Raw genomic sequence first — 20,902 nt, forward strand, 5'->3', positions numbered from 1 at the left:
AAGCGCCGATCACGCCGGTTCGGCCACCTTTTTGCGTGCGTTCACCCCGTCATAGAAGAACTCGCTGCTATCAAGGTCGATCAGCGGCAACTCTTCGCGTTCTTTCCAGTAGTGCTGGTTGTGGCGCCATTCGGGCTTGTCGCCGCGGCGCGGCATTTTGTGCAAATCGCGCATCAGGTAACCGGGATTGAAATTGTCCTCCTCGATCCACGGCAGGATCGCCATGTCGGCATCTTCCGGGCGCAGCTTAACGTCGACCCGCTTTGCACCAAGCGCATCCATGTGGTTGAGCAGGCGGCACACGAAATCACCCATCAGATCGACCCGCAGTGTCCAGCTGGCGCGGAAATAGCCCATTACCCAGGCCAGGTTGGGCACATCGGTAAACAGCATCCCGCGATAGTTGATCGTCTCTGCCCAGTCGACCGGGCGGCCGTCTACTGCAAAAGGAATTCCGCCCAGCACCAGCAATTTAAAGCCAGTCGCGGCGATGACAATGTCGGCTTCGATTGTTTGGCCCGACTTGGTCAGCACGCCGGTTGGGGTGAAGCGGTCTACTTCGTCCGTCACGATGCTGGCCTGCCCGTCGCGGATCGCCTGATACAGGTCGCCTTCGGGAATGAACGCCGCGCGTTCCTGCCAGGGATTGTAATCGGGTGTGATATGCGGCGCGGTTTTGGCATAGGCTTCGCCCAGCAGCTCTTCGGCGGCGGCCAGAAGTTCGGCCTTGACCGCTTCGGGTTCGGATTTGCAGCGCTGCATCAGGCCTTCGAACTCGTGGTTGATCTTGGCGCGGACGACGCGGTGGATGGTCTCTTCCTCGATCCCGCTTTCGCGCAAGGCGTCAGCCAGTTCGTTTTCGTTGGGGTTGGGTATGTACCAGATCGGGCGGCGTTGCAGCTGGGTCACCTGGGCACCGGCCCGGGCCAGTGCCGGCACCACGGTGGCCGACGTCGCGCCCGAACCGATCACCAGCACTCGCTTGCCGCTGACCTCGATCGCCGGATCCCACTGCATCGCATGGACGATCGTGCCCTTGTATTCGGCCATTCCCGGCCATTCGGGCATGTTTGGGCGTTCGTGATCGTAATAGCCCTGACACATCCACAGAAAGTTGGCGGTAAAGGTGACGCTGGCCCCATCGGATTTGCGCGTAGCTGCCAGCGTCCACAGGTTGGTCTTGCTGTCCCAGTCGGCGCGGGTGATCTTGTGGCCATAATGGATGTGCGGGCCGATCCCGTTCTCCTCGATCACTTCACCCATGTAGCGCAGGATCTTGTCTGATGTCGCGATCGGCGCATCGATCCACGGCTTGAAGCGGTAGCCAAAGGTGTAAAGGTCGGAATCGGATCGCACGCCCGGGTACTTGTGGGTTTCCCAGGTACCGCCGAAAGTGTCCTTCATTTCAAGGATCGCATAAGTCTTGCCCGGACATTGCTCTTGCAGGTGATAGGCCGATCCGATCCCCGAAATCCCCGCACCCACGATCAGGACATCGACGTGGGACACTTCCGAAATGGCACGTGCGGTGGCGCTCATCGGCGACTCTCCTCTCCAGGCATTAACTGCACGATTAAGAACCTGTTTGCGCCGCTTGCCAAGCAGGTAATTTTCGCACGGAAGGCAGTTTCGCAGTCGCGCCGGTTATTCGCGTTGCAGCCTGTCCGCTAAACCCCGGCCTGCCATTGGCGCACCGCTTCCAGCGGCCAGACCAGCATCAGCACGTTGAGCGTCAGGTTGTCGCGGATAAAGTACAGCGTGAACAGTTCAAGGAACACGCCCAGCACCACGCTGGCCCAGACCGGCAGCTTGCTCGCCGCCCAGAAACCCAGCGCCATAAAGCCGATGTCGGACAGCGAATTGACCACGCTGTCGCCTTCATAGCCAAAGCTGACTGTCACGGCGCGGTAACGGTCGATGATCAGGGGCGAGTTTTCCAGCAGTTCCCAGAACGATTCAAAAGCGACTGCAATCGGCAATGCCCAGCTGGCGGGTTTGCCCCCAAACAGTTTCCAGCGCCGCCACAGCAGGTGCGCAAAGAAATAGAACAGCAGCCCGTGGATCAGGTGGCTGGCGCTGTACCAGTCCATGATGTGCTGGCTGTTTTCCGCCGACTGGACTGTGCCCCACCACAACTTGACCGTGCCGCAGGTGCAGATCGGCGTGCGGCCCATGACCAGCAGGATCGCCCCTGCGACCAGCGCGATTGCCAGCGCGGCAAGCGCGCCGCGGCGATTGGGTAGCAGGCTGGTCATTGCGGTTCCTCCGGCGGCGGGGTCAGGGCGCCCTCGCCCAGCGCCGCCTGCATATAAACGGTGTCCAGCCAATGGCCATGCTTGCGCCCGATCGCCTGCATGCGCCCGGCGTGGACAAAGCCGCAAGCCGCGTGCAGCGCCACCGACCCCGGCTCGGCCCCGCCGATCACCGCGAACATCTGGCGAAAGCCCTGGTGCATCGCTGCCTGCATCAGGGCGATCAGCAGGGCTTTGCCGGTCCCTTCACCGCGCCGGTCATGGCGGATGTAGATCGAGTTTTCGCAGGCATAACGATAGGCCGTCCGGTCGCGAAACTGGCTGGCGTAGGCATAACCCAGCAACAGCCCCGAAGCGTCGCGGGCAACCAGCCAGGGCCAGCCCGCGTCGATCACCTTGGCCATCCGGCTGCTCATTTCGGCAATACCGGGCGGACGGGTTTCATAGCTGGCCGTGCCGTGGATCACATGGTGGGCGTAAACCGCCGCAATTTCAGCAGCATCGTCCAGGATGGCCGGCGTTATCAGCATCGCTGCGCATCTTGCCGCTTTCGCGCCGCGGTGCAAGGCCCGCCAACGGCGCCGTTGCATCGCCCCTTGGGGTGGTTACAACCTTGCATCATGAACAATGCCAGCACACCGCCGGAAAGCTGCCGCGTCGCCGTGATCGGCGCCGGGCTGGGCGGACTTGCCACCGCGCTGCGGTTGCAGGCAGGTGGCTTCCCGACCACGGTGATCGAAGCGCGCGATCATCCTGGCGGACGCGCGGTGAACGAAGTGCGCGATGGACTGACCTTTTGCGCCGGTCCTCCCGGTATTGCCGATCGCGCCGCGCTGGAAGAACTGTGGGCGCTGACCGGCAATGCGGTGGAACGCGATGTGACGCTTCATTCGGCGGCGCCGCTGTGCCGCTATGCATGGCCCGATGGTGCCACGTTCGATCTCCACGCCGATGAAGCTGCGACGACGCGTGAGGTTGCCCGCTTTGCACCAGCCGATCTGGCCGGATTTGCCGACTATGGCGCTATTGCCGCAGCCCAGCTGGCCGATTTTCGCAGCCGGCCCGGGCCCGAACCGTTTGCCGACCCGCGCGAGGTGGCCGGTTTCGTGCCGGAACTGGCGCGCGCGCAGGCATGGCGCTCGCTCTGGTCAGTGATCGCTGCGCATATCAAGGACGATCGTCTGCGCGAAGTGCTGGCAGTGCCGGCCCTGATCGACGGCGCCAACCCGTTCACTGCCAGCGCGCTGCTCGCCGCTGGTCATGCGCGCCTGCGTCAGGGCGGGCTGTGGTGGCCGCAAGGGGGGCTGGCGGCGCTGGCCGCTGCTTTGATGAAACGGTTTGAGGCCCTGGGCGGGACCATGCGGCTGGGCGATCCGGTGCGCCGCATCCACGTTTTGGGCAACCGCATTCACGAAATCGAGACACAGAGCGGCTGGATCCGGCATTTTGACGCAGCTGCCAGCACCGCCGACCGCGACCACGTGTGGCGCGACCTGTTGAGCGGCACCTTGCGCGGAGAGACCATGGCCGCGCGCACCCGCTCGCGTCAGCATGGGTTCGGCCTGTTCACAGTGCACTTTGCGCTGGAAGGCACCTGGCCCGGCATTCCCCATTTCATGGTACTGCTGGGTGAGCGCTTTCGCGCGCTGATCGAGGATATCAGCGTCCACGGCGTGCTGCCCCAGGACCAGATGATCTGGCTGACCCATCCCAGCCTGACCGATCCCACCCTGGCCCCGCCCGGCAAGAGCATCTTTCAGGCGCAGGTCCCTGTCGCCAACCTGCGCAAGCTGCCGATCGACTGGGAAACGGTCGGCCCGCTGCTGGAAGGCCGCGTGCTGGACGAAGTTGGCCGCCGCCTGGTGCCCGATATCCGCGACCGGCTGATCACGCGTTTTCACACCACGCCGCGCGATGCGATGCTGGAGTTCAATGCAGCGCAGGGAACCGGTTTTGGCCTGGCGCCGCAGCCGTTGTGGCGCAAAGGCGCCTATCATCCGCGGCGTGACAAGACCTTTGGCAACCTTTACTTCGCCGGCGCCGCCGCCGCGCCCGGGGGTGGTTTGCCTTCGGCGCTGGCCGCATCGCGCGCCTGTGCCACCCTGATGCTGGAGACCCTTACGTGAAACGCCTTGCTGTCTACTGCGGTTCTGCCAGTCCGGCCGACCCGCGCTATATCGATCTTGCCCGCCAGCTTGGCGCAGACCTTGCCGGGCGCGGGATCGGCGTAGTTTACGGCGGCGGACGGCTGGGCCTGATGGGCGCCCTGGCCGAAGGTGCGCTGGACGCTGGCGGCGAAGTGATCGGCGTCATTCCGGAAGCGCTGGTTTCCGGAGAGGTCGCCAACCACGACTGCACCGAATTGCGCGTGGTCAAGGACATGCACGAACGCAAGGCAGCCTTTACCGTGTTGTCGGATGGATTTCTGACCATTCCCGGCGGCGTGGGCACGATGGACGAGCTGTGGGAAGCGGTCAGTTGGGCGCAGCTGGGCTATCACGCCAAGCCGGTCGGGCTGCTTAACGCTTTCGGTTTTTTCGATCACCTGATTGCGTTCAATAACCACATGATTTCAGTAGGTTTTATCCGGCCTGCCCACCAGGGCATCATTATTCATGAGAACGAGCTTGACCTGCTGCTGACCCGTATGGCGGCCCATGAACCACACCGTCCGATCTTCGGCATGCAGGCCAGCGAACTTTAAGACAGTTGCGCTGTACCTGTGACTTCGATTGCAAAAATGTCACAACAACGGACAATTCGCTGGGAAATCATGCGACGCGGCTTGTCTTGACGCGGTGATGCAATAGCTTTTGCGCGCATTTGCTGGCGGGGGGACTTTTCGCTGGCAAGGCCTGAAGAAACCACAAAGACGGAGCATTCCATGCGATCATCCGCCATCCGGCGCGGGCGCAGTGCGGCACTTGCCGCTACCGCCACAGCCACTGCCATGTCCTTTATCCTCGCCACTCCGGCTTTTGCGCAGACCGCGCAAACCGACGAGGCGACCAGCGACGAACCCTCGATCGTGGTTATCGGCACGCGCCGTACCGACCGTACCGTCACCGACAGCGCATCGCCTGTTGACGTGATCAGCGCCGCTGAACTATCTTCGCAGCCGACGCCCAACATGCTCGACGCGGTCAAGAACCTGGTGCCTTCGTTCTTCGTTCCGCAGAACACCATTTCCGACGCATCGACCTTCGTGCGCGCCCCTTCGCTGCGCGGCCTGCCGGCGGACAACATTCTGGTCATGCTCAATGGCAAGCGCTTCAACCGCTCGCCCCTGGTCCAGGTCTACACCGGCGGTGACACCGCTCTGTCGTTCGGCTCGCAAGGTTCGGACATCTCCTCGATCCCGTCGATCGCGGTCGGCAACCTGCAGATCCTGCGCGACGGCGCGACAGCGCAGTATGGTTCCGACGCCATTGGCGGCGTGCTCAACTACGGGCTGCGCAAGGACAGCGGGATCGAATTGCAGGCGCTTTATGGCCAGCATTTCGACAGCTACGGACCCAAGACCCCCTATGGCAACAACGGCCGGACCTACCAGATTTCGGGCGATGTCGGTTTCAAGCTGGGTGACAGCGGGTTCATCAACGTAGCGGGTGAGTTTTCGGATTCGCGCGGTACCAGCCGCGGTGAAACGCGCGCCAGCGCGGTGCAGTTTGCAACGAACTTCCCGGCTCTTGCCAGCCAGCTGCCGAACTATCCCGGTCCGGTGCAAATCTGGGGCAGCTCGCCCAGCCACGGGTACAAGTTCGTGGTCAACAGCGAATTTGACGTGGGTGAGAACAGCCAGCTCTATTTCTTTGGCAACCTGGCGCACACCAAGGCCGATCAGAGCTTCAACTACCGCCTGTCGGTTACGCAAGCTGGTCTTCAGGCTTTCAACGGTACCAGCAACATCACGGTATCCGATGGCGCGAACTCCGCGTTCTCGCATCCGGTCTATCTTACCCCTTGTCCGGCCGCCAGCTCGTGCGCCGGGTCCGGCAACTTCGTTAAGTCAAACCTTGCCGGCACTGCGCAGACCTTCAACTTCAGCTCGCTGTATCCGGCCGGATTCACCCCGCGCTTTGTCGGTGTGAACGACCAGATTTACGGCGTGGTCGGCTTCCGCGGCGGCGATGCCAGCGCGATCAAGTACGATGCATCGGTCTCTGCCAGCAAACAGCAGCTTGACCTGTCGATGTACAGCTCGCTCAGCCCGTCCTATGGGCCGCAATCGCAGACGGAGTTTGAATTCGGCAAGCTGATCCAGCGTGAAATCAACGCCAACCTTGATCTTAGCCACGAACTCGATGCCGGCTTCGCAAGCCCGCTGACGATCTCTGGCGGGCTTGAGTTCCGCCGCGAAACTTACGAGGCAACCGAAGGCGACGTCCAGTCCTACGCCGCCGGACCTTACGCCGTGCAGCGCCTCTATGTTGAAACGGCACCGGGGGTCTACGCCTTCGATTCGCAGGTCTCGATGCCGCCGGGCGCCAGCGGTTATGGCGGCACCAGCCCGACCTTCGCCGGCAGCAGCAGCGAAAACTCGTACGGCGGCTATCTCGGGCTCGAAGGCGATCTGACCGAACGCTTCAGCATGGGCATTGCCGCGCGTTACGAGCATTACCAAAGCTTCGGCGACGCCTTTGTGGGCAAGCTCAACGGTTTGTGGAAAGTCACCGACAACATATCGCTGCGCGGTACGGTCGGCACCGGCTTCCACGCACCGTCACCGGGCCAGAACAACGTCCAGATCCTGACCACGACCTTCGTCAACGGCGATCAGGTCCAGGTCGGTACCTATCCGGTGACCAGTTCGATCGCGCAGTATTTTGGTGCGACCACACTGGGTCCGGAACGGTCAACCAACTACGGCGCGGGCATCGTGCTCAAGCCGCTGAACAACCTGTCGCTGACAGTCGATGCCTATTCGATCAAGGTGAAGAACCGCATCGGCCTGTCGCAGACGTTCAACGTCACTGCGGCGGACCTGGCGGCACGGCCCGAACTGGCCGGTGTCGGCGTTGGCGGTTCGGTTCAGTACTTCACCAACGGGTTTGACACCGTGACGAGGGGGATCGACGTTGTCGGCAGCTATCGCACCGACCTTGCCGGCGGCAAGCTCAACCTGACTGCGGCTTACAACTACAACCGCAGCAAGGTGACCCGCTTCGATCCTGGCGTCATCGGCGTTACGCAGCTGATCGACATCAAGTACCTGGCCCCGGCGCACCGCGCCAACTTCTCGGCCAACTGGCAGATGGGTGATTTCGCGCTCAATCTGCGTGAAGCGTACTATGGCGAATGGCGTGTTTCGAACGACTATCCGATCCGCGAAGGCAACCTTGCCGGCGGAGCGATCATTGATGGTCAGCACTTCGGTGCGAAGTGGATCACCGATCTTGACGTAAGCTACACCTTCATGGATCACTACACTCTGACGGTGGGCGCCAATAACCTGTTCAACACTTATCCGGACAGGATTGCAGCTACGGTCAACAACCGCATCTACGCTTTGACCAACGCCACCCAGAACGGTTCGGTTTACCCCCGTTCGGGCGGACCGTTCGGCATCAACGGCGGGTTCTGGTATGCCCGTCTGCGGGTGAAATACTGATAGCTGGCCAGACGGCTTGTTTCAGGATCGGGGCGGGGTGGCGCAGGCTTCCCCGCCCTTTTCTTTTGTGCCAGTGCCGTAATCTTGAAAAACACGAGGGGATGTCGATGAAAGCGCTGCGTTCGGTACTGGCCGGCCTGCTATCGGTCGCGCTTGTCGCCAGCCCGCTTGAAGCGGCTTCGCCCCAGCCGGAAACGGCCAAAAACGGCATGGTCGTATCTGCCCACCGCCTGGCGAATGCGGCCGGGCTGGACGTACTGAAGCGCGGCGGCAACGCGGTCGATGCGGCAATCACCGTTGCCTATGCCCTGGCCGTTACCTTTCCCGAAGCCGGGAACATTGGCGGCGGCGGTTTCATGACCGTGCGCATGGCGGACGGCCGCGCCGCCTTCATCGACTTTCGCGAGGAGGCCCCGGGCAAGGCGTCCGCCGCGATGTACCTGGACGCAGCCGGCAAGGTGATCCCGGGCAAAAGCACGCGCGGCCACCTGTCTGCCGGCATACCCGGTACTGTCGCGGGCCTGGAAATGGCGCTGACCAGATACGGTACCCGCCCGCGGGCTGAGCTGATGGCCCCGGCGATCGCGCTGGCCGGCACGGGCTTTGTCCTTGACGCGGGCGATGCGGCTTTCCTGTCCGAAGGCGCCGCCGATTTTGCCAAGGACGCGCCCAGCGCGGCGATTTTCCTTAACCGGGGCAAGCCGTGGCAGGCGGGGCAGCGGCTGATCCAGGCCGATCTGGGGCGCACGCTTGCCGCCATTGCCAAAGGCGGAGCGGGCGCGTTCTACACCGGGCCGCTGGCGGCGCGGATCGCTGCTGCCAACCGCGCCGGGGGCGGGATCATGACCGCGCAGGATTTTGGCCGCTACAAGGCGGTGGAGCGCAAGCCGATCGAGTGTGATTACCGCGGCTATCACGTCATTTCCGCGCCGCCGCCCAGTTCAGGCGGAGTGGTGCTGTGCGAAACGCTGAACGTGCTGGAAGGGTACGATGTCAGCGCGATGGGCTGGCATTCATCGGCCGCGGTCCATGTCACGGCCGAGGCGCTGCGCCGCGCATTTCGCGATCGCAACCTCAACCTGGGCGATCCGGATTTCGTCAAGGTCGATACAAGCCGCTACACCAGCAAGGCCTATGCACAAACCCTGCGCGCCGGGATCAGCATGGACACGGCGACCCCGTCGGCCAGCCTGGCTGCGCCGGGGATCGGCAAGGAAGGGCAATCGACCACGCACTTTTCCATCGTCGACAAGACGGGCAACGCCGTATCGCTGACCTACACGCTGAATGACTGGTTCGGCGCGCGGGTGACGGCGGCGGGAACCGGGATCCTGCTCAACGACGAGATGGACGATTTTTCCGCCAAGCCGGGCGAACCCAACATGTACGGGTTGGTCGAAGGGCCAAACAATGCCGTCGCGCCCGGCAAGCGCCCGCTATCGTCGATGACCCCCACGATCGTGACCCGGGACGGCAAGCTGTTCATGGTCGTCGGCACGCCAGGCGGCAGCCATATCCCGACGGGCGTGCTGCAGGTGATCGTGAACGTGATTGACCACAAGATGGGCCTGACCGACGCGGTCAACGTGCCGCGCATCCATGCCCAGTGGCTGCCCGATGTCATCTATTTCGAAAAGGACGCCTTGAGCGCCGATACCCGCGCAGCGCTGGAGGCCAAGGGCCACACGCTGGAACAGATGGATTACTGGAACCAGATCGCCGCGATCCTGGTCGGCGCGCCGGGGGTGGGTGCGGCGCAGATCGGCGGCGCCACGCTGTACGGCGCCAATGATCCGCGCCTGCCCACCGGCGGGGCGCAAGGCTATTGATCGTGGCCTTGACCCACCGCCTGGCAACCGAGGATGATCTGCCAGCGCTCAACGCGCTGATGACCCGCGCGATCGAACATTTGCAGCAGGGCTTCCTCAGCCCCGATCAGGTCCGCGCCAGCCACAAGGTGATGGGGCTGGATACCCAGCTGGTGAAGGATCGCACTTACTTTTTGGTCGAAGCGGACGGCGTCTTGGCCGGATGCGGCGGCTGGTCCTATCGCGCCACGCTTTACGGCGGGGATGACAGCGTTGTCGCGCGCGAACCGGCCCGGCTTGATCCCGCTACCGACGCGGCGAAAGTGCGCGCGATGTACACCGATCCCGCGTTCATCCGGCGCGGCATTGGCAAGCGCGTGCTGGAACTGTGCGAAGGGGCGGCGCGCGATGCCGGGTTTTCGCGGGTCGAGCTGATGGGCACCCTGGCCGGAGTGCCGCTGTACAGCGCCAGCGGTTATCTTCCGGTCGAAGATGTGCTGTCCGCCCCGATCGACGGCGTACAGGTGCCGTTGCTGCGCATGGAAAAGCGGCTATAGGCGGCCCCCGCGCCGCAGCAGGATTGAACCGATGAACTCCTACCCCGCCCCCGCGCTCGCCCGTGTCGAGGAAATGGTCGCCGCTGCAGCGGCTGACCCCGCACGCGCGGTCAGTTTTCAGGGCGCTCCGGGCTGCAACGGCCACCGTGCCGCGCTGGAATGGAACGGCGACTGTCTGCCCCTGCCGTGCTTCAGTTTTGAAGATGCTCTGGAAGCGGTCAAGGATGGCCGCGCCGATCATGCGATCATTCCCATCGAAAACTCGCAGCACGGGCGCGTTGCCGATATCCATTTCCTGCTGCCGGAAAGCGGGCTGTTCATCGTTGGCGAACATTTCATGCCGATCCATCACGCACTGATGGCACTGGGCGCGGGGCCGTTCACCGCCGCCTATTCGCATCCCCAGGCGCTGGGCCAGTCACGGGTGTTCCTGCGCAGCCGCGGGATTGTTCCGATGGCCTATGCCGATACCGCCGGTGCAGCGGCCTATGTGGCCGAACTGGGCGACCGCCAGGCCGCCGCGATCGCCCCGCGCATCGCCGCTGATCTGTATGGTCTGAACGTCATCGAGGATAACGTCGAGGACGCGGCAGACAACATGACGCGCTTCGTCCTGCTGGCCCGCAAGCCGCTGGATCCCGCAGAGCTTGCCAGCGCGGACACCATGACAACCTTCGTGTTCGAAGTGAAGAACATCCCCGCCGCACTGTACAAGGCGATGGGCGGCTTTGCCACCAACGGGGTCAACATGACCAAGCTGGAAAGCTACCAAAAAGGCGCCAGCTTTGCCGCAACGACGTTCTTTGCCGATATTCTGGGGGCGCCGGGGGATCCGGCGGTTGACCGCGCGATCGAGGAACTGGCTTTCCACAGCAAGGAGCTGCGGATTCTGGGCACCTACCGGCAGGAACGCGCACGGGGTTAACTGCCTATTCGCCTTGACCATTACTTGCAGGTCAAGGCTTTGCGTGCGATCACAGCCCCCGTGTTATTGTCTGCCCCCGTCATCCAAGGTGCCGAAGCGGCAGACAGCGCGGCACGTGATTGGCAGGCGGTCCACGCCGATCCGTCGATCCAGTATGCCCCCTTGCCGCCAATGACGCTGCCGGTCCCTCCTGATCCTGCCTGGCTGCGCTGGCTGGCCAAGATTTTTGAACCGATTGCCCGGGCGCTGGGCACTTCGTGGCCGGTGCTCAAATGGTGCTTGCTTGCTTTGGCCATTGCCCTTGCGCTCTATGCCCTGTGGCGCCTGACCGAGCCGCTGCGCGAGCGGCTGGGGACCAGCATCAAGGCCGCCGAAGAACCCGGCTGGTCTCCTGATCGCGATGCCGCACTGGCCCTGCTGGAAGATGCTGACCGCCTTGCTGCCGAAGGCCGCTTTGACGAAGCGACACATCTGCTGCTGCAGCGCAGCGTCAGCCAGATCGCCAGCGCCCGGCCCGATTGGGTCAATCCCGCCAGTACAGCGCGCGAAATCGCCGCGATCCCGGCTTTGCCCGGTCTGGCGCGGCAGGCCTTTGCAGTGATAGCCGGGCGGGTTGAACGCAGCCTGTTTGCCCTGCGCGCCCTGGACGGCACCGATTGGCAGGCCGCGCGTGCCGCCTATGCTGATTTTGCCTTGCAGGAAATGCCGCGCGGGATGCCGGCATGAATGCCCAAAGCCGCACCGCCGGACCGTTTTCGCCGCGCGTAGCGCTGGCCCTGGTGGTCGCAGGGGTGGCGCTGTTCTTCCTGGTGCTGTGGCTGATCGGTTCAGGAATGAGCGAGCGCAAAGCCAACAATGGTCAGGCGCACGCCGGATCAAAGGGGCTCAGCGGCTATGCCGGCTTTGCTTCATACCTGGAAAAGCGCGGCTACCGGGTCACCACGGTCAAATCAGCGGGGGCGCTGCGCCAGCCCGGCGTGCTGGTGCTGACCCCGCCCTTTTTTGCCGATGGCAAGGAACTTGATTCGATCGTCAAGCGCCGCCGCGCGATGGGGCCAACCGTGGTCGTGGTGCCAAAATGGAACGCGATGAAGCCGCCGGTAAAACGCAATGACGCGAAAGACGGCTGGGTAATGCTGATGGGCGCCAGTCAGCCCAACTGGCCCAAGTTTTATGACGAGGTATCACTGGCGCTTGATCGTCAGCGCACCCGGGCCGTCCGCCCAACCTGGACCGGCGCGGGTCTTTCGGGGCAGATGCCCGATTCTTCGGCAGTAGCCACCGGGCGAGGCGACCGGCTGATACCGCTGGTCGAGACGAATGACGGACGCACGTTGGCCGCCTATGTTGCAGACGGCGGCGATTACGGCGCTCTGCGCGGTATGGCCTTGAGGGCGGAACCTGACGTTGACGAAGACGAAGCCCACGGCGATTACCCGGTGGTATTCATCTTCGATCCCGACCTGATCGACAATTACGGCATGGCCCGCCCCGAAAATGCCCAGCTGGGCGAACGCATCCTGGCCGCAATGCTGGACGGGGCTGAACGCAGCGTCAGCTTCGATCTGACCCAGAACGGATTTGGCCGCTCACGCAGCCTGCTGACACTGGCGTTCGAGCCGCCGTTTCTGGCTGCTACCTTGTGCCTGATGCTGGCCGCGCTGGTGCTGGGCTGGCGCGCGTTCAACCGCTTTGGTCCGGCTTTGCTGGGCAGCCGCGCCCTGGCCTTTGGCAAGCGCGCGCTGGTCTCCAACGCGGCCGGTCTGATCCGCCGCACCCGCCGCATGCATCTGATCGGCGGACCCTATGCCGATGCGGCACAGGGGCGGCTGGTTCGCGCGCTTGCCCTGCCGGCACGGCTGGGCGGAACCGAGGCGGAAAGCGCAATCGACCGGGCCCTGGCCGCGCGCGATCCTGCATCGCCAAAATTTACCGAAACTGCCGCCGCGCTGCGCACTGCCCGCCGGCCAATCGATCTGCTGCGCGCTGCGCGCACCCTGCATTCGCTGGAAAGGACCCTGACGAAATGAGCGCTTCCGAAATGACGCTGGAACAGGTGGCCAGCCTGGCCCAGGCGATCCGCGCCGAAGTGGGCAAGGCTGTGGTCGGTCAGGCCGAAGTGGTCGATGCGCTGCTGACCGCGCTGTTCGCACAGGGCCATGTCCTGCTTGAAGGGCCGCCGGGCACTGCCAAGACATTCCTGGCGCAGTGCTTTGCCACTGCCGTCGGCCTCGATTTCGGGCGCATCCAGTTCACCCCGGACCTGATGCCGGGCGATATCCTGGGTTCAAACCTGTTCAACTTCCAGACCAGCCAATTCACGCTGAGCCGCGGGCCGATCTTCTGCGAGCTGCTGCTGGCCGATGAAATCAACCGCACCCCGCCCAAGACACAGGCCGCGCTGCTGGAAGCGATGCAGGAACGCCGGGTCACGCTGGACGGAACTGCCCATGCCCTGCCCGCCAATTTCCTGGTCGTCGCAACGCAGAACCCGATCGAAAGCCAGGGGGTCTATCCCTTGCCCGAGGCGCAGCTGGACCGTTTTCTGTTCAAGGTGCAGGTCGCTTATCCCACGATTGAAGAAGAAACCCGCATCGTTACCGCCTTTGGCCAGCGCGCCGGTCCGCAGCGACCCGCAGACCTGGGGCTGACCGCAGTGACCGGCGGGGATGCAGTGGCCGCGGCGGCGCGCGCGGTAAAGGGCGTGACCCTGGCCGACAGCGTGACCGACTATGTGGTCCGGCTGATCCGCGCCACCCGTGACAGCGCCGACCTGGCATCGGGCGCCAGCCCGCGCGCGGCCGTACTGCTGGCCAATGCTGCCCGTGCCCGCGCCGCGCTGGACGGGCGCGATTTCGTGCTGCCGGACGACGTCAAGGCGCTGGCCGCATCGGTGCTGCGCCACCGCCTGCTCCTGTCCCCCGCAGCCGAGATTGAGGGCAAGCAGGTTGAAGTGCTGGTTGGCGATCTGGTCGAAGCGACCGAAGCGCCGCGCTAGACCCGATGGCAACCGCTCCGCTCCGTTTGCGCGCCCGTGTGGTGCCCACCGCCCGCGCCGCCGCGCTGGTTGTGGTGGCAGCGCCGGTGGCGGTGCTGATCGCGGCGCTGGCGCCCGAGGCGTGGGTGGTGGCGCCGCTGATCGGGGCGGCCGTGCTCGGCCTGATCCTGCTGGATGCCGCGCTGACAGGCCGGGCGATCCGGCTTGATGTCACCGCGCCCGGCGATGTCGAGGTTGGCCAAGACGAGCGCATCCTGCTGGATGCGGCGTTTGCCGGCGGGCGGCGCAGCAGCGTTTCCGCCGCACTGTCCAGCGATACGAGGCTGCTGGCGGGCGGACGGGCCGAGCGTGATCTGACCGCCACCGATGGGCAGCACTGGCAGGGCGAAGTGGCCTATGTCCCCAGCCGCCGCGGGACCGGCCTCTTGGAACATGTGTGGCTGCGCTGGGCCGGGCCGCTGGGGCTGGGCGCACGTCAAGTGGCACGCGAAGTGGGGCAGACGGTGCGGGTGCTGCCAAACCTGTCGCTGACCCGTTCGCCCACGCTGCAAACCTTCCTGAAGGATGCACAGTTCGGCTTGATTGCGCGGCGCATTCGCGGCGAAGGTACGATGTTTGAGGCGCTGGCCGAATACCAGCCGGGGATGGACCGCCGCCGGATCGACTGGAAAGCCAGCGCGCGTCACGCCCATCTCTACGCCAAGGAAATGGAGGCCGAGCGCAACAACCAGATCGTCTTCGCCTTCGATTGCGGGCAGGCGATGTGCGAACCGGTGGCCGGCATGGCGCGGATCGACCGCGCGGTATCCGCGGCCCTCGCCACGTCCTACGTCGCGCTGAAGGGCGGAGACCGGGTGGCGCTGTTCGGCTTTGCCGCCCGGCCCGAGGTATTCACCCCGTTCGTGTCCGATGCGCGGGATTTTCCGCGCTTGCAAAGCGCGGCGGCACTGCTCGATTACCATGCGCAGGAACCCAACTTTACCCTGGCGCTGGCTACGCTGGCTGGCCGGCTGCAGCGCCGCAGCCTGATCGTGGTATTTTCCGATTTCACCGATCCGACCAGCGCGCAGCTGATGATCGAATCAATCGGCCGGCTGACCCAGCGCCACCTTGTGCTGTTCGTGACCATGGCCGATGCCGAACTGGACGATCTGGCCACCCAGCCCCCTGCCGACATGCAAAGCCTGGCCATGGCCGCCACGGCCGATGCCCTGCTGCGCCAGCGCGCACTGGTCCTGTCACGCCTGCGCCAGTTGGGGGTCGACGTGATCGAGGCTGCGCACGACAGGATCGGGATGCGGCTGATCGACACTTATCTTTCGATCAAGCGCAAGGGGGCAATTGGCTGATGGCGCTGTTCGGTCTGTTTGGCGGCAAGGATGCAGCCCGCGATGCCGCGGTCGAGGCGGCCGCGCTGCGGTCCGACCGCTTCCGCCAGGAGCGCGAGGGTGACTGGACCCGGCTTGAGGCCATTGTTGCCCGGATGGAATCGGGCCGCGCCCGGCGCCTGTCCGATGAAGACGTGCTGGCCCTGCCAGTATTGTACCGAACCGTTGCATCCAGCCTGTCGGTGGCGCGCGAAACCTCGCTCGATGCGGCGACGCTTTCCTATCTTGAAGGTCTGGTGCAGCGCGCCTGGTTCCAGGTCTATGGCCCGCGCGTGACCCTGTGGGGCTGGCTGCGGCGTTTCTTTGGCGGAGAATGGAGCCGCGCGGTACGCGGGCTGTGGCCCGAAGTGCTGGCCGCGCTGGCGCTGATGGTGGCCGGAACGGTGGTTGGCTGGCTGCTCGTGGCAGGGGATCAGGACTGGTATTTCAGTTTGGTTCCGGGCCATTTCCAGGACGCCCGCGTTCCCGGTGCCACCCGCGAGGTGCTGCGCGCCACGCTGTTCGATGGCGCCAGGCAGGACGGTCTGACGGTTTTTGCCGCTTTCCTGTTCAGCAACAACGCCAGCGTCGCGATCCTGTGCTTTGCCCTGGGCTTTGCCTTTGGCGTGCCGCCGCTGCTGCTGCTGATCCAGAATACCGCCACTTTGGGGGCGATGCTGTGGCTGTTTGCCAGCCAGGGGCTGCTGTATGATTTCATCGGCTGGCTATCGATCCACGGCACGACCGAACTGCTTGCGATCCTGTTGTCCGGTGCTGCGGGGCTGCATGTCGGCCGGTCGATGGCCTTTCCGGGCAAACGGTCGTTGATCGAGGCTGCGGCAGAGGCCGGACAGCGCGCCGCGGTGGTCATGGCCGGGGTGGTGCTGATGCTGGTCTGCGCCGGTCTGCTGGAAGGGATCGGCCGCCAGACGATCGAGGTGACCTGGCAGCGCTATGCCATCGGCTATGGCATGCTGGTCTTCTGGCTGGCCTATTTCTTCGCCTTCCGCCGCGATGCGGCCGGGGGAGATGCCGCATGAGCGGCGCGGCCCTGCCCCGCCCGGTCAAGCCGCGCAGCGACCGCAACCGCGTGCTGATCACGCCCGAAGGAATCGCCCTGCCGATCGTGCTGGCCAGCCGGTCAACGCGCTTCGGCGCGCTGCTGATCGACCTGACTATCATGGCACTGGGGATCATCATCGGGTCGGTCGTGCTGCTGCTGATCGGGGTTCAGCTGTTTGGCAAGAACGGCGGCGGCGCGGGCAAGGAGGCCGGTCAGTTCGTGGCAATCGTCTGGCTGATCGCAGTCTGGCTGACCCGTTACGCCTATTTCCTGTTCTTCGAACTGGGCCCGCGCGGCGCCACCCCGGGCAAGCGGATGACCGGAATCCGCATCGCGGCACGCAGCGGCGGACGGCTGACCGCGGAAATGGTCCTGGCGCGCAACCTGCTGCGCGATATCGAAGTGTTCCTGCCACTGCAGCTGCTGATCGGCGCGCAGGGCGATGACGGCACCGACTATACCGGGCTGGTGGCGGGCGTCTGGTTCCTGCTGTTCGCGCTGTTCCCGCTGTTCAACCGCGACCGCCTGCGTGCGGGCGATCTGATTGCCGGAACCTGGGTGATCGAAGCGCCGAAACGCAAACTGGAAGCGGCGCTGTCTACCAGCGGCACCGCGCTGCGCGGCAGCAGTTCGGCCACCGGCGCGGTTTACCGGTTCAGCGATGCCGAGCTGGCCGTCTATGGCGAGTTTGAACTGCAAACGCTGGAACGGGTGCTGCGCGAAGATCGCCACGAAGCGATGGTGGCAGTGCAGGACGCGATCTGCCGCAAGCTGGGCTGGAACCCCGGGGCGGGCGATGAACGCGCCTTTCTGGAAGCCTATTACACCCAGCTGCGCGCCCGGCTGGAAAGCGGGATGCGCATGGGCAAGCGCAAGGCCGACAAGTTTACGGGGACGACCTGACGCCGCCCCCGCCAACCCGGAAGGCTACTTTTTCCAAACCCAGGCGCGCAGCAATTGCGAACCCATCTGTGTGCGGTACTTGGCCCGCCCGGCCGACGCGGCCTGCATTTCGGCATCGGTCATTTTCATCTGCGCTTGCATCAGGTCGGACCGGCGCTTGTCCTCTGCGGTGTTGGCAAACTCCTTGAACCGCGTCACCAGATAGACGTCAGGCTCGCCCGCGCGGCGGTTCTCGTTGGTCAGGATCTCATAGCTGGTGATCCAGCCCTGTGCCTTGGCGTAGTCCTGATTGCGCCGCCACAGTCCGGACAGATAGTTCATGTATTCAAGGTCGTGCCCATCTTCGATCGATATCATTCCGATCGACACATAGTCGCCCGGCTCAACCGGATAATCGTCCGCCAGTACCGGTGTTGCATAGGCAAGCGAGATCGACGCGGCCAGAATGGCCGCCTTGCGCAGAGTCAGCATTGGTTTACCTCCTGTTGCATGGCCCGCCGGTTGATCCGGGCGGAGCCTGCGCCTTGCGCTGGAGACGAGCGACCCGGAAAAAAGCGATTCCGGCAGCAAGGATGGCGGGAAGCTAACCGCCTTGCCGCCAGAGTCAACAGTGCCGCACCGCGACTTGCCAGCGAGGCATGCAGGCGGCAAAGCGATGCGATGGCGCAGACGTACACGATTGTTGAGGATGACCTGAGCGGCGCGCAGATTGCATCCTTGCTGCGTCTCCATCTGGAAGAAATGCACGCATGGTCCCCGCCCGAAAGCGTCCACGCCATGCCGATCGAGCGACTGCGGCAAAGTGACGTGACCTTCTATTCGGCGTGGAACCATCAGCAGCTGGCAGCCTGCGGGGCAATCAAGCATCTGGCCGAGCGCCACGGCGAACTGAAATCGATGCGCGCCCATCCCGACTATCGCGGCAAGGGAGCCGGGCGCTCGATCCTTGATCACCTGCTGGCCGTGGCGCAGGCGCGCGGTTATGACCGGGTCAGCCTGGAAACCGGCAGACCCGACGCTTTCCTTCCCGCCCGCCAGCTTTACGAAAGGTACGGCTTTGCCGAATGTCCGCCGTTTGGCGGCTATGTCCAGGACCCCTTTTCCATCTGCATGACGAGGCTGCTGTGACCAGTGTAATCCTGCGCGCGATGACCCAGGCGGATATTCCCGCCCTGTCGCAACTGGCCAGCGACGCCTTTATTGCCAAGTTCGGCCACCTTTACAGCGCGGCGAACCTGGCCATGTTCCTGGACGATGTGCTGTCGCCGGCGGCGATTGCCGGGGATTATGCCGATCCGCAGCAGATTTACTGCCTGGCCGAGGCGGACGGCGCGCTGATGGGATTTGCCAAGATCGGCCTGAAACCCTGCCGCGCAGACCATGCCCGAGGCGCAAAAGCGATGGAGCTGAAACAGCTGTACACCGCCGCCGGAGCGACCGGACAAGGCATCGGCGGCCAGTTGATGGACTGGGCAATGGCGCAGTTTGCGGCGCGCGGAGCGGACGAGGTGCAACTGTCGGTCTATGCCGAAAACTTCGGCGGGCACCGTTTCTATGAACGCTACGGCTTTGCCAAGGTAGCCGACATTACCTTCCAGGTCGGCGATCACATCGATCCCGAGTTCCTGTTTGCACGGATGCTTCGCTAGGCTCTGGAGAGGCTTTCCCCGCCCGCCGCTCTGCTCTATGGGCTGGCGCATGGCATCAATACGGCCCTGGCGGGACATCGCGCGGCGCACTTCGCGCCAGATCATGGTGGGCAAGGTGCCTGTGGGCGGCGGTGCGCCGATCACGGTACAGACCATGACCAATACGCTGACCAGCGATGCCGCGGCAACCATCGATCAAATCAGGCGCTGCGAAGATGCCGGGGCGGATATCATCCGCGTATCCTGCCCCGATGTGGAAAGCACCGCCGCGCTGGGCGCGATTGTCCGGGCGGCAACCGTGCCGATCGTCGCCGACATCCATTTCCACTACAAGCGCGCACTGGAAGCGGCCGATGCGGGCGCCGCGTGCCTGCGGATCAATCCGGGCAATATCGGCAGCAGCGAGCGCGTGGCAGAAGTGGTCCGCGCGGCCAAGGCCAACGGCTGCGCGATTCGCATCGGGGTCAACGCCGGCAGCCTGGAAAAGGATCTCCTTGAAAAATACGGCGAACCCTGCCCCGAAGCGCTGGTTGAAAGCGCGCTTGATCATATCAAGCTGCTGCAGGACCACGATTTCCACGAATACAAGGTCGCGGTGAAGGCCAGCGACGTGTTCCTGGCGGTTGCTGCCTACATGCAACTGGCCGAAACAGTCGATTGCCCGCTGCACCTTGGGATTACCGAGGCGGGGGGGCTGATCGGCGGGACAGTCAAATCCGCGATCGGCATGGGCAATCTGCTGTGGGCCGGGATCGGCGACACCATCCGCGTCTCGCTCTCGGCCGAACCCGAGGAGGAAGTGCGGGTTGGCTATGAAATCCTGAAAAGCCTGGGCCTGCGCACCCGCGGTGTGCGGGTCGTGTCCTGCCCCAGCTGCGCACGGCAGGGCTTTGACGTGATCCGCACCGTCCAAAAGCTGGAGGATGCGCTTAGCCACATCAAGACCCCGATGAGCCTGTCGGTACTGGGCTGCGTGGTAAACGGTCCGGGCGAAGCGCGCGAAACCGATATCGGCATCACCGGCGGCGGCCAGGGCAAGCACATGGTGTACCTGTCAGGCGTGACCGATCACCATGTGGCGGACGCCGACATGATTGGCCACATCGTCAAGCTGGTCGAAGCCAAAGCTGCCGAAATAGACGCCGGCCGCGCAGTCAGCATGGATGTGACCCACGGCAAGGCGGCATAAAATCCGGGCGTTGGCAAAGCGGTAACCTGATCCGCGTTATGCTGGCGCCATGGTCAACCGCTTCGTCGTCCTTGCGCTCAGCGCCATTGTCTCCACAGTGATATTCGCCCCGCGCTTGCCTACGAAAAGCGCGACTTTTTCCAGCACGTCGCAACCGGACGATCCGGTTGCGCCCCGGCACCACGCGCGCGAATCGCAAGGCGGCAGCAATGCAATGGTGCTGGAACGCGATGGCAGCGGGCAATTCCGCCTGACCGCGACGATCGACAACGAAGACGTCAGTTTTCTGGTCGATACCGGCGCCGATCTGGTCGCGCTGACCGAAGACACCGCCAACCGCCTGGGGCTGTTACCGCCCGAGGACGAGTTCCAGCCGGTGATGAAGACCGCGTCCGGAACGGGTTACGGCGCTCCGATCATGCTTGAGACGGTTGAGGTCGGCGGCGAACGGTTCCGCAATGTCGAAGCCGTGGTGATGAAGGGCCTGCAGACCGACCTGCTGGGGCAATCGGTGCTGCGCCGCATGGGCGGGGTTGAATTGCAGGGCGATTCGATGGTTATCCGCCCTAGCTAGGGCCTG

General features: G+C 64.2%; 20 protein-coding genes. 16 read left to right on the top strand and 4 right to left on the bottom strand.

The window, feature by feature from the left end:
- Nucleotides 1-9: 9 nt before the first annotated feature.
- The 3 genes from Q0L62_RS05325 to Q0L62_RS05335 form a co-directional block, all read right to left on the bottom strand.
- Nucleotides 10-1,539, bottom strand: coding sequence for an NAD(P)/FAD-dependent oxidoreductase (locus Q0L62_RS05325; protein ID WP_296677479.1), 1,530 nt, complete (start codon nucleotides 1,537-1,539; stop codon nucleotides 10-12).
- 128 nt (nucleotides 1,540-1,667) lie between these two features.
- On the bottom strand, nucleotides 1,668-2,255 hold the full coding sequence (locus tag Q0L62_RS05330) for a DUF2585 domain-containing protein (protein WP_296677481.1): 588 nt from the start codon (nucleotides 2,253-2,255) through the stop codon (nucleotides 1,668-1,670).
- The gene (locus tag Q0L62_RS05335; protein ID WP_296677484.1) at nucleotides 2,252-2,782 is read right to left on the bottom strand and encodes a GNAT family N-acetyltransferase; all 531 of its coding nucleotides are present in this window, start codon (nucleotides 2,780-2,782) and stop codon (nucleotides 2,252-2,254) included. The genes Q0L62_RS05330 and Q0L62_RS05335 overlap by 4 nt, the downstream gene beginning before the upstream one ends.
- Before the next feature lie 90 nt (nucleotides 2,783-2,872).
- Here Q0L62_RS05335 and crtI point away from each other — a divergent pair, with 90 nt between their 5' ends.
- From crtI to Q0L62_RS05395, 12 genes are all read left to right on the top strand, one after another.
- A complete protein-coding gene (gene crtI, locus Q0L62_RS05340; protein ID WP_296677486.1) occupies nucleotides 2,873-4,378 on the top strand; it encodes a phytoene desaturase family protein in 1,506 nt (501 codons plus the stop codon).
- Nucleotides 4,375-4,956 carry a TIGR00730 family Rossman fold protein gene (locus tag Q0L62_RS05345; protein WP_296677489.1) on the top strand — a complete coding sequence of 194 codons (582 nt, stop codon included), beginning with the start codon at nucleotides 4,375-4,377 and terminating at the stop codon, nucleotides 4,954-4,956. The genes crtI and Q0L62_RS05345 overlap by 4 nt, the downstream gene beginning before the upstream one ends.
- 180 nt (nucleotides 4,957-5,136) lie before the next feature.
- Nucleotides 5,137-7,863, top strand: coding sequence for a TonB-dependent siderophore receptor (locus Q0L62_RS05350; protein WP_296677490.1), 2,727 nt, complete (start codon nucleotides 5,137-5,139; stop codon nucleotides 7,861-7,863).
- A 101-nt stretch (nucleotides 7,864-7,964) separates the two neighbouring features.
- On the top strand, nucleotides 7,965-9,692 hold the full coding sequence (ggt, locus tag Q0L62_RS05355; RefSeq protein WP_296677491.1) for a gamma-glutamyltransferase: 1,728 nt from the start codon (nucleotides 7,965-7,967) through the stop codon (nucleotides 9,690-9,692).
- The gene (locus Q0L62_RS05360) at nucleotides 9,692-10,228 is read left to right on the top strand and encodes a GNAT family N-acetyltransferase (RefSeq protein WP_296677551.1); all 537 of its coding nucleotides are present in this window, start codon (nucleotides 9,692-9,694) and stop codon (nucleotides 10,226-10,228) included. The genes ggt and Q0L62_RS05360 overlap by 1 nt, the downstream gene beginning before the upstream one ends.
- Nucleotides 10,229-10,259: 31 nt before the next feature.
- Complete coding sequence (locus Q0L62_RS05365) at nucleotides 10,260-11,153, top strand: prephenate dehydratase (protein ID WP_296677493.1); 894 nt, start codon at nucleotides 10,260-10,262, stop codon at nucleotides 11,151-11,153.
- A 60-nt stretch (nucleotides 11,154-11,213) separates the two neighbouring features.
- Nucleotides 11,214-11,879: a hypothetical protein gene (locus tag Q0L62_RS05370; protein ID WP_296677494.1), complete on the top strand. Its 666-nt coding sequence runs from the start codon at nucleotides 11,214-11,216 to the stop codon at nucleotides 11,877-11,879.
- Nucleotides 11,876-13,183: a DUF4350 domain-containing protein gene (locus Q0L62_RS05375; RefSeq protein ID WP_296677497.1), complete on the top strand. Its 1,308-nt coding sequence runs from the start codon at nucleotides 11,876-11,878 to the stop codon at nucleotides 13,181-13,183. The genes Q0L62_RS05370 and Q0L62_RS05375 overlap by 4 nt, the downstream gene beginning before the upstream one ends.
- Nucleotides 13,180-14,151, top strand: coding sequence for a MoxR family ATPase (locus tag Q0L62_RS05380; protein ID WP_296677498.1), 972 nt, complete (start codon nucleotides 13,180-13,182; stop codon nucleotides 14,149-14,151). Before Q0L62_RS05375 ends, Q0L62_RS05380 begins: the two co-directional genes overlap by 4 nt.
- Nucleotides 14,152-14,156: 5 nt before the next feature.
- Nucleotides 14,157-15,500: a DUF58 domain-containing protein gene (locus Q0L62_RS05385; RefSeq protein WP_296677500.1), complete on the top strand. Its 1,344-nt coding sequence runs from the start codon at nucleotides 14,157-14,159 to the stop codon at nucleotides 15,498-15,500.
- Nucleotides 15,500-16,558 (top strand): stage II sporulation protein M, encoded by a 1,059-nt coding sequence (locus Q0L62_RS05390; protein ID WP_296677503.1) that lies wholly within the window; start codon nucleotides 15,500-15,502, stop codon nucleotides 16,556-16,558. The genes Q0L62_RS05385 and Q0L62_RS05390 overlap by 1 nt, the downstream gene beginning before the upstream one ends.
- A complete protein-coding gene (locus Q0L62_RS05395; RefSeq protein ID WP_296677505.1) occupies nucleotides 16,555-17,484 on the top strand; it encodes an RDD family protein in 930 nt (309 codons plus the stop codon). Before Q0L62_RS05390 ends, Q0L62_RS05395 begins: the two co-directional genes overlap by 4 nt.
- Before the next feature lie 24 nt (nucleotides 17,485-17,508).
- Here the strand turns inward: Q0L62_RS05395 and Q0L62_RS05400 are convergent, their stop codons facing one another.
- A complete protein-coding gene (locus Q0L62_RS05400) occupies nucleotides 17,509-17,955 on the bottom strand; it encodes a hypothetical protein (protein ID WP_296677507.1) in 447 nt (148 codons plus the stop codon).
- Between the two features lie 189 nt (nucleotides 17,956-18,144).
- Between Q0L62_RS05400 and Q0L62_RS05405 the strand changes: the two genes are divergently transcribed.
- Genes Q0L62_RS05405 through Q0L62_RS05420 form a run of 4 tightly spaced genes read left to right on the top strand, consistent with a single transcriptional unit; the run spans nucleotide 18,145 to nucleotide 20,896 of the window.
- A complete protein-coding gene (locus Q0L62_RS05405) occupies nucleotides 18,145-18,612 on the top strand; it encodes a GNAT family N-acetyltransferase (protein ID WP_296677509.1) in 468 nt (155 codons plus the stop codon).
- Nucleotides 18,609-19,133 (top strand): GNAT family N-acetyltransferase, encoded by a 525-nt coding sequence (locus Q0L62_RS05410; RefSeq protein ID WP_296677511.1) that lies wholly within the window; start codon nucleotides 18,609-18,611, stop codon nucleotides 19,131-19,133. Before Q0L62_RS05405 ends, Q0L62_RS05410 begins: the two co-directional genes overlap by 4 nt.
- A gap of 49 nt (nucleotides 19,134-19,182) precedes the next feature.
- The gene (gene ispG / locus Q0L62_RS05415) at nucleotides 19,183-20,322 is read left to right on the top strand and encodes a flavodoxin-dependent (E)-4-hydroxy-3-methylbut-2-enyl-diphosphate synthase (RefSeq protein WP_296677513.1); all 1,140 of its coding nucleotides are present in this window, start codon (nucleotides 19,183-19,185) and stop codon (nucleotides 20,320-20,322) included.
- Between the two features lie 49 nt (nucleotides 20,323-20,371).
- A complete protein-coding gene (locus Q0L62_RS05420) occupies nucleotides 20,372-20,896 on the top strand; it encodes a TIGR02281 family clan AA aspartic protease (RefSeq protein ID WP_296677515.1) in 525 nt (174 codons plus the stop codon).
- The last annotated feature ends 6 nt before the right edge of the window (nucleotides 20,897-20,902 follow it).

The organism is Novosphingobium sp., from assembly GCF_024642085.1.
In the GTDB taxonomy this organism is placed as follows: domain Bacteria; phylum Pseudomonadota; class Alphaproteobacteria; order Sphingomonadales; family Sphingomonadaceae; genus Novosphingobium.

Coding starts and splice junctions, on each gene's coding strand:
- Q0L62_RS05390 (WP_296677503.1), top strand. CDS start 15,500: ATGGCGCTGTTCGGTCTGTTTGGCGGCAAGGATGCAGCCCGCGATGCC.
- Q0L62_RS05335 (WP_296677484.1), bottom strand. CDS start 2,782: ATGCTGATAACGCCGGCCATCCTGGACGATGCTGCTGAAATTGCGGCG.
- Q0L62_RS05375 (WP_296677497.1), top strand. CDS start 11,876: ATGAATGCCCAAAGCCGCACCGCCGGACCGTTTTCGCCGCGCGTAGCG.
- Q0L62_RS05400 (WP_296677507.1), bottom strand. CDS start 17,955: ATGCTGACTCTGCGCAAGGCGGCCATTCTGGCCGCGTCGATCTCGCTT.
- Q0L62_RS05330 (WP_296677481.1), bottom strand. CDS start 2,255: ATGACCAGCCTGCTACCCAATCGCCGCGGCGCGCTTGCCGCGCTGGCA.
- crtI (WP_296677486.1), top strand. CDS start 2,873: ATGAACAATGCCAGCACACCGCCGGAAAGCTGCCGCGTCGCCGTGATC.
- Q0L62_RS05325 (WP_296677479.1), bottom strand. CDS start 1,539: ATGAGCGCCACCGCACGTGCCATTTCGGAAGTGTCCCACGTCGATGTC.
- Q0L62_RS05420 (WP_296677515.1), top strand. CDS start 20,372: ATGGTCAACCGCTTCGTCGTCCTTGCGCTCAGCGCCATTGTCTCCACA.
- Q0L62_RS05380 (WP_296677498.1), top strand. CDS start 13,180: ATGAGCGCTTCCGAAATGACGCTGGAACAGGTGGCCAGCCTGGCCCAG.
- Q0L62_RS05365 (WP_296677493.1), top strand. CDS start 10,260: ATGAACTCCTACCCCGCCCCCGCGCTCGCCCGTGTCGAGGAAATGGTC.
- Q0L62_RS05385 (WP_296677500.1), top strand. CDS start 14,157: ATGGCAACCGCTCCGCTCCGTTTGCGCGCCCGTGTGGTGCCCACCGCC.
- ggt (WP_296677491.1), top strand. CDS start 7,965: ATGTCGATGAAAGCGCTGCGTTCGGTACTGGCCGGCCTGCTATCGGTC.
- Q0L62_RS05350 (WP_296677490.1), top strand. CDS start 5,137: ATGCGATCATCCGCCATCCGGCGCGGGCGCAGTGCGGCACTTGCCGCT.
- ispG (WP_296677513.1), top strand. CDS start 19,183: ATGGCATCAATACGGCCCTGGCGGGACATCGCGCGGCGCACTTCGCGC.
- Q0L62_RS05395 (WP_296677505.1), top strand. CDS start 16,555: ATGAGCGGCGCGGCCCTGCCCCGCCCGGTCAAGCCGCGCAGCGACCGC.
- Q0L62_RS05405 (WP_296677509.1), top strand. CDS start 18,145: ATGGCGCAGACGTACACGATTGTTGAGGATGACCTGAGCGGCGCGCAG.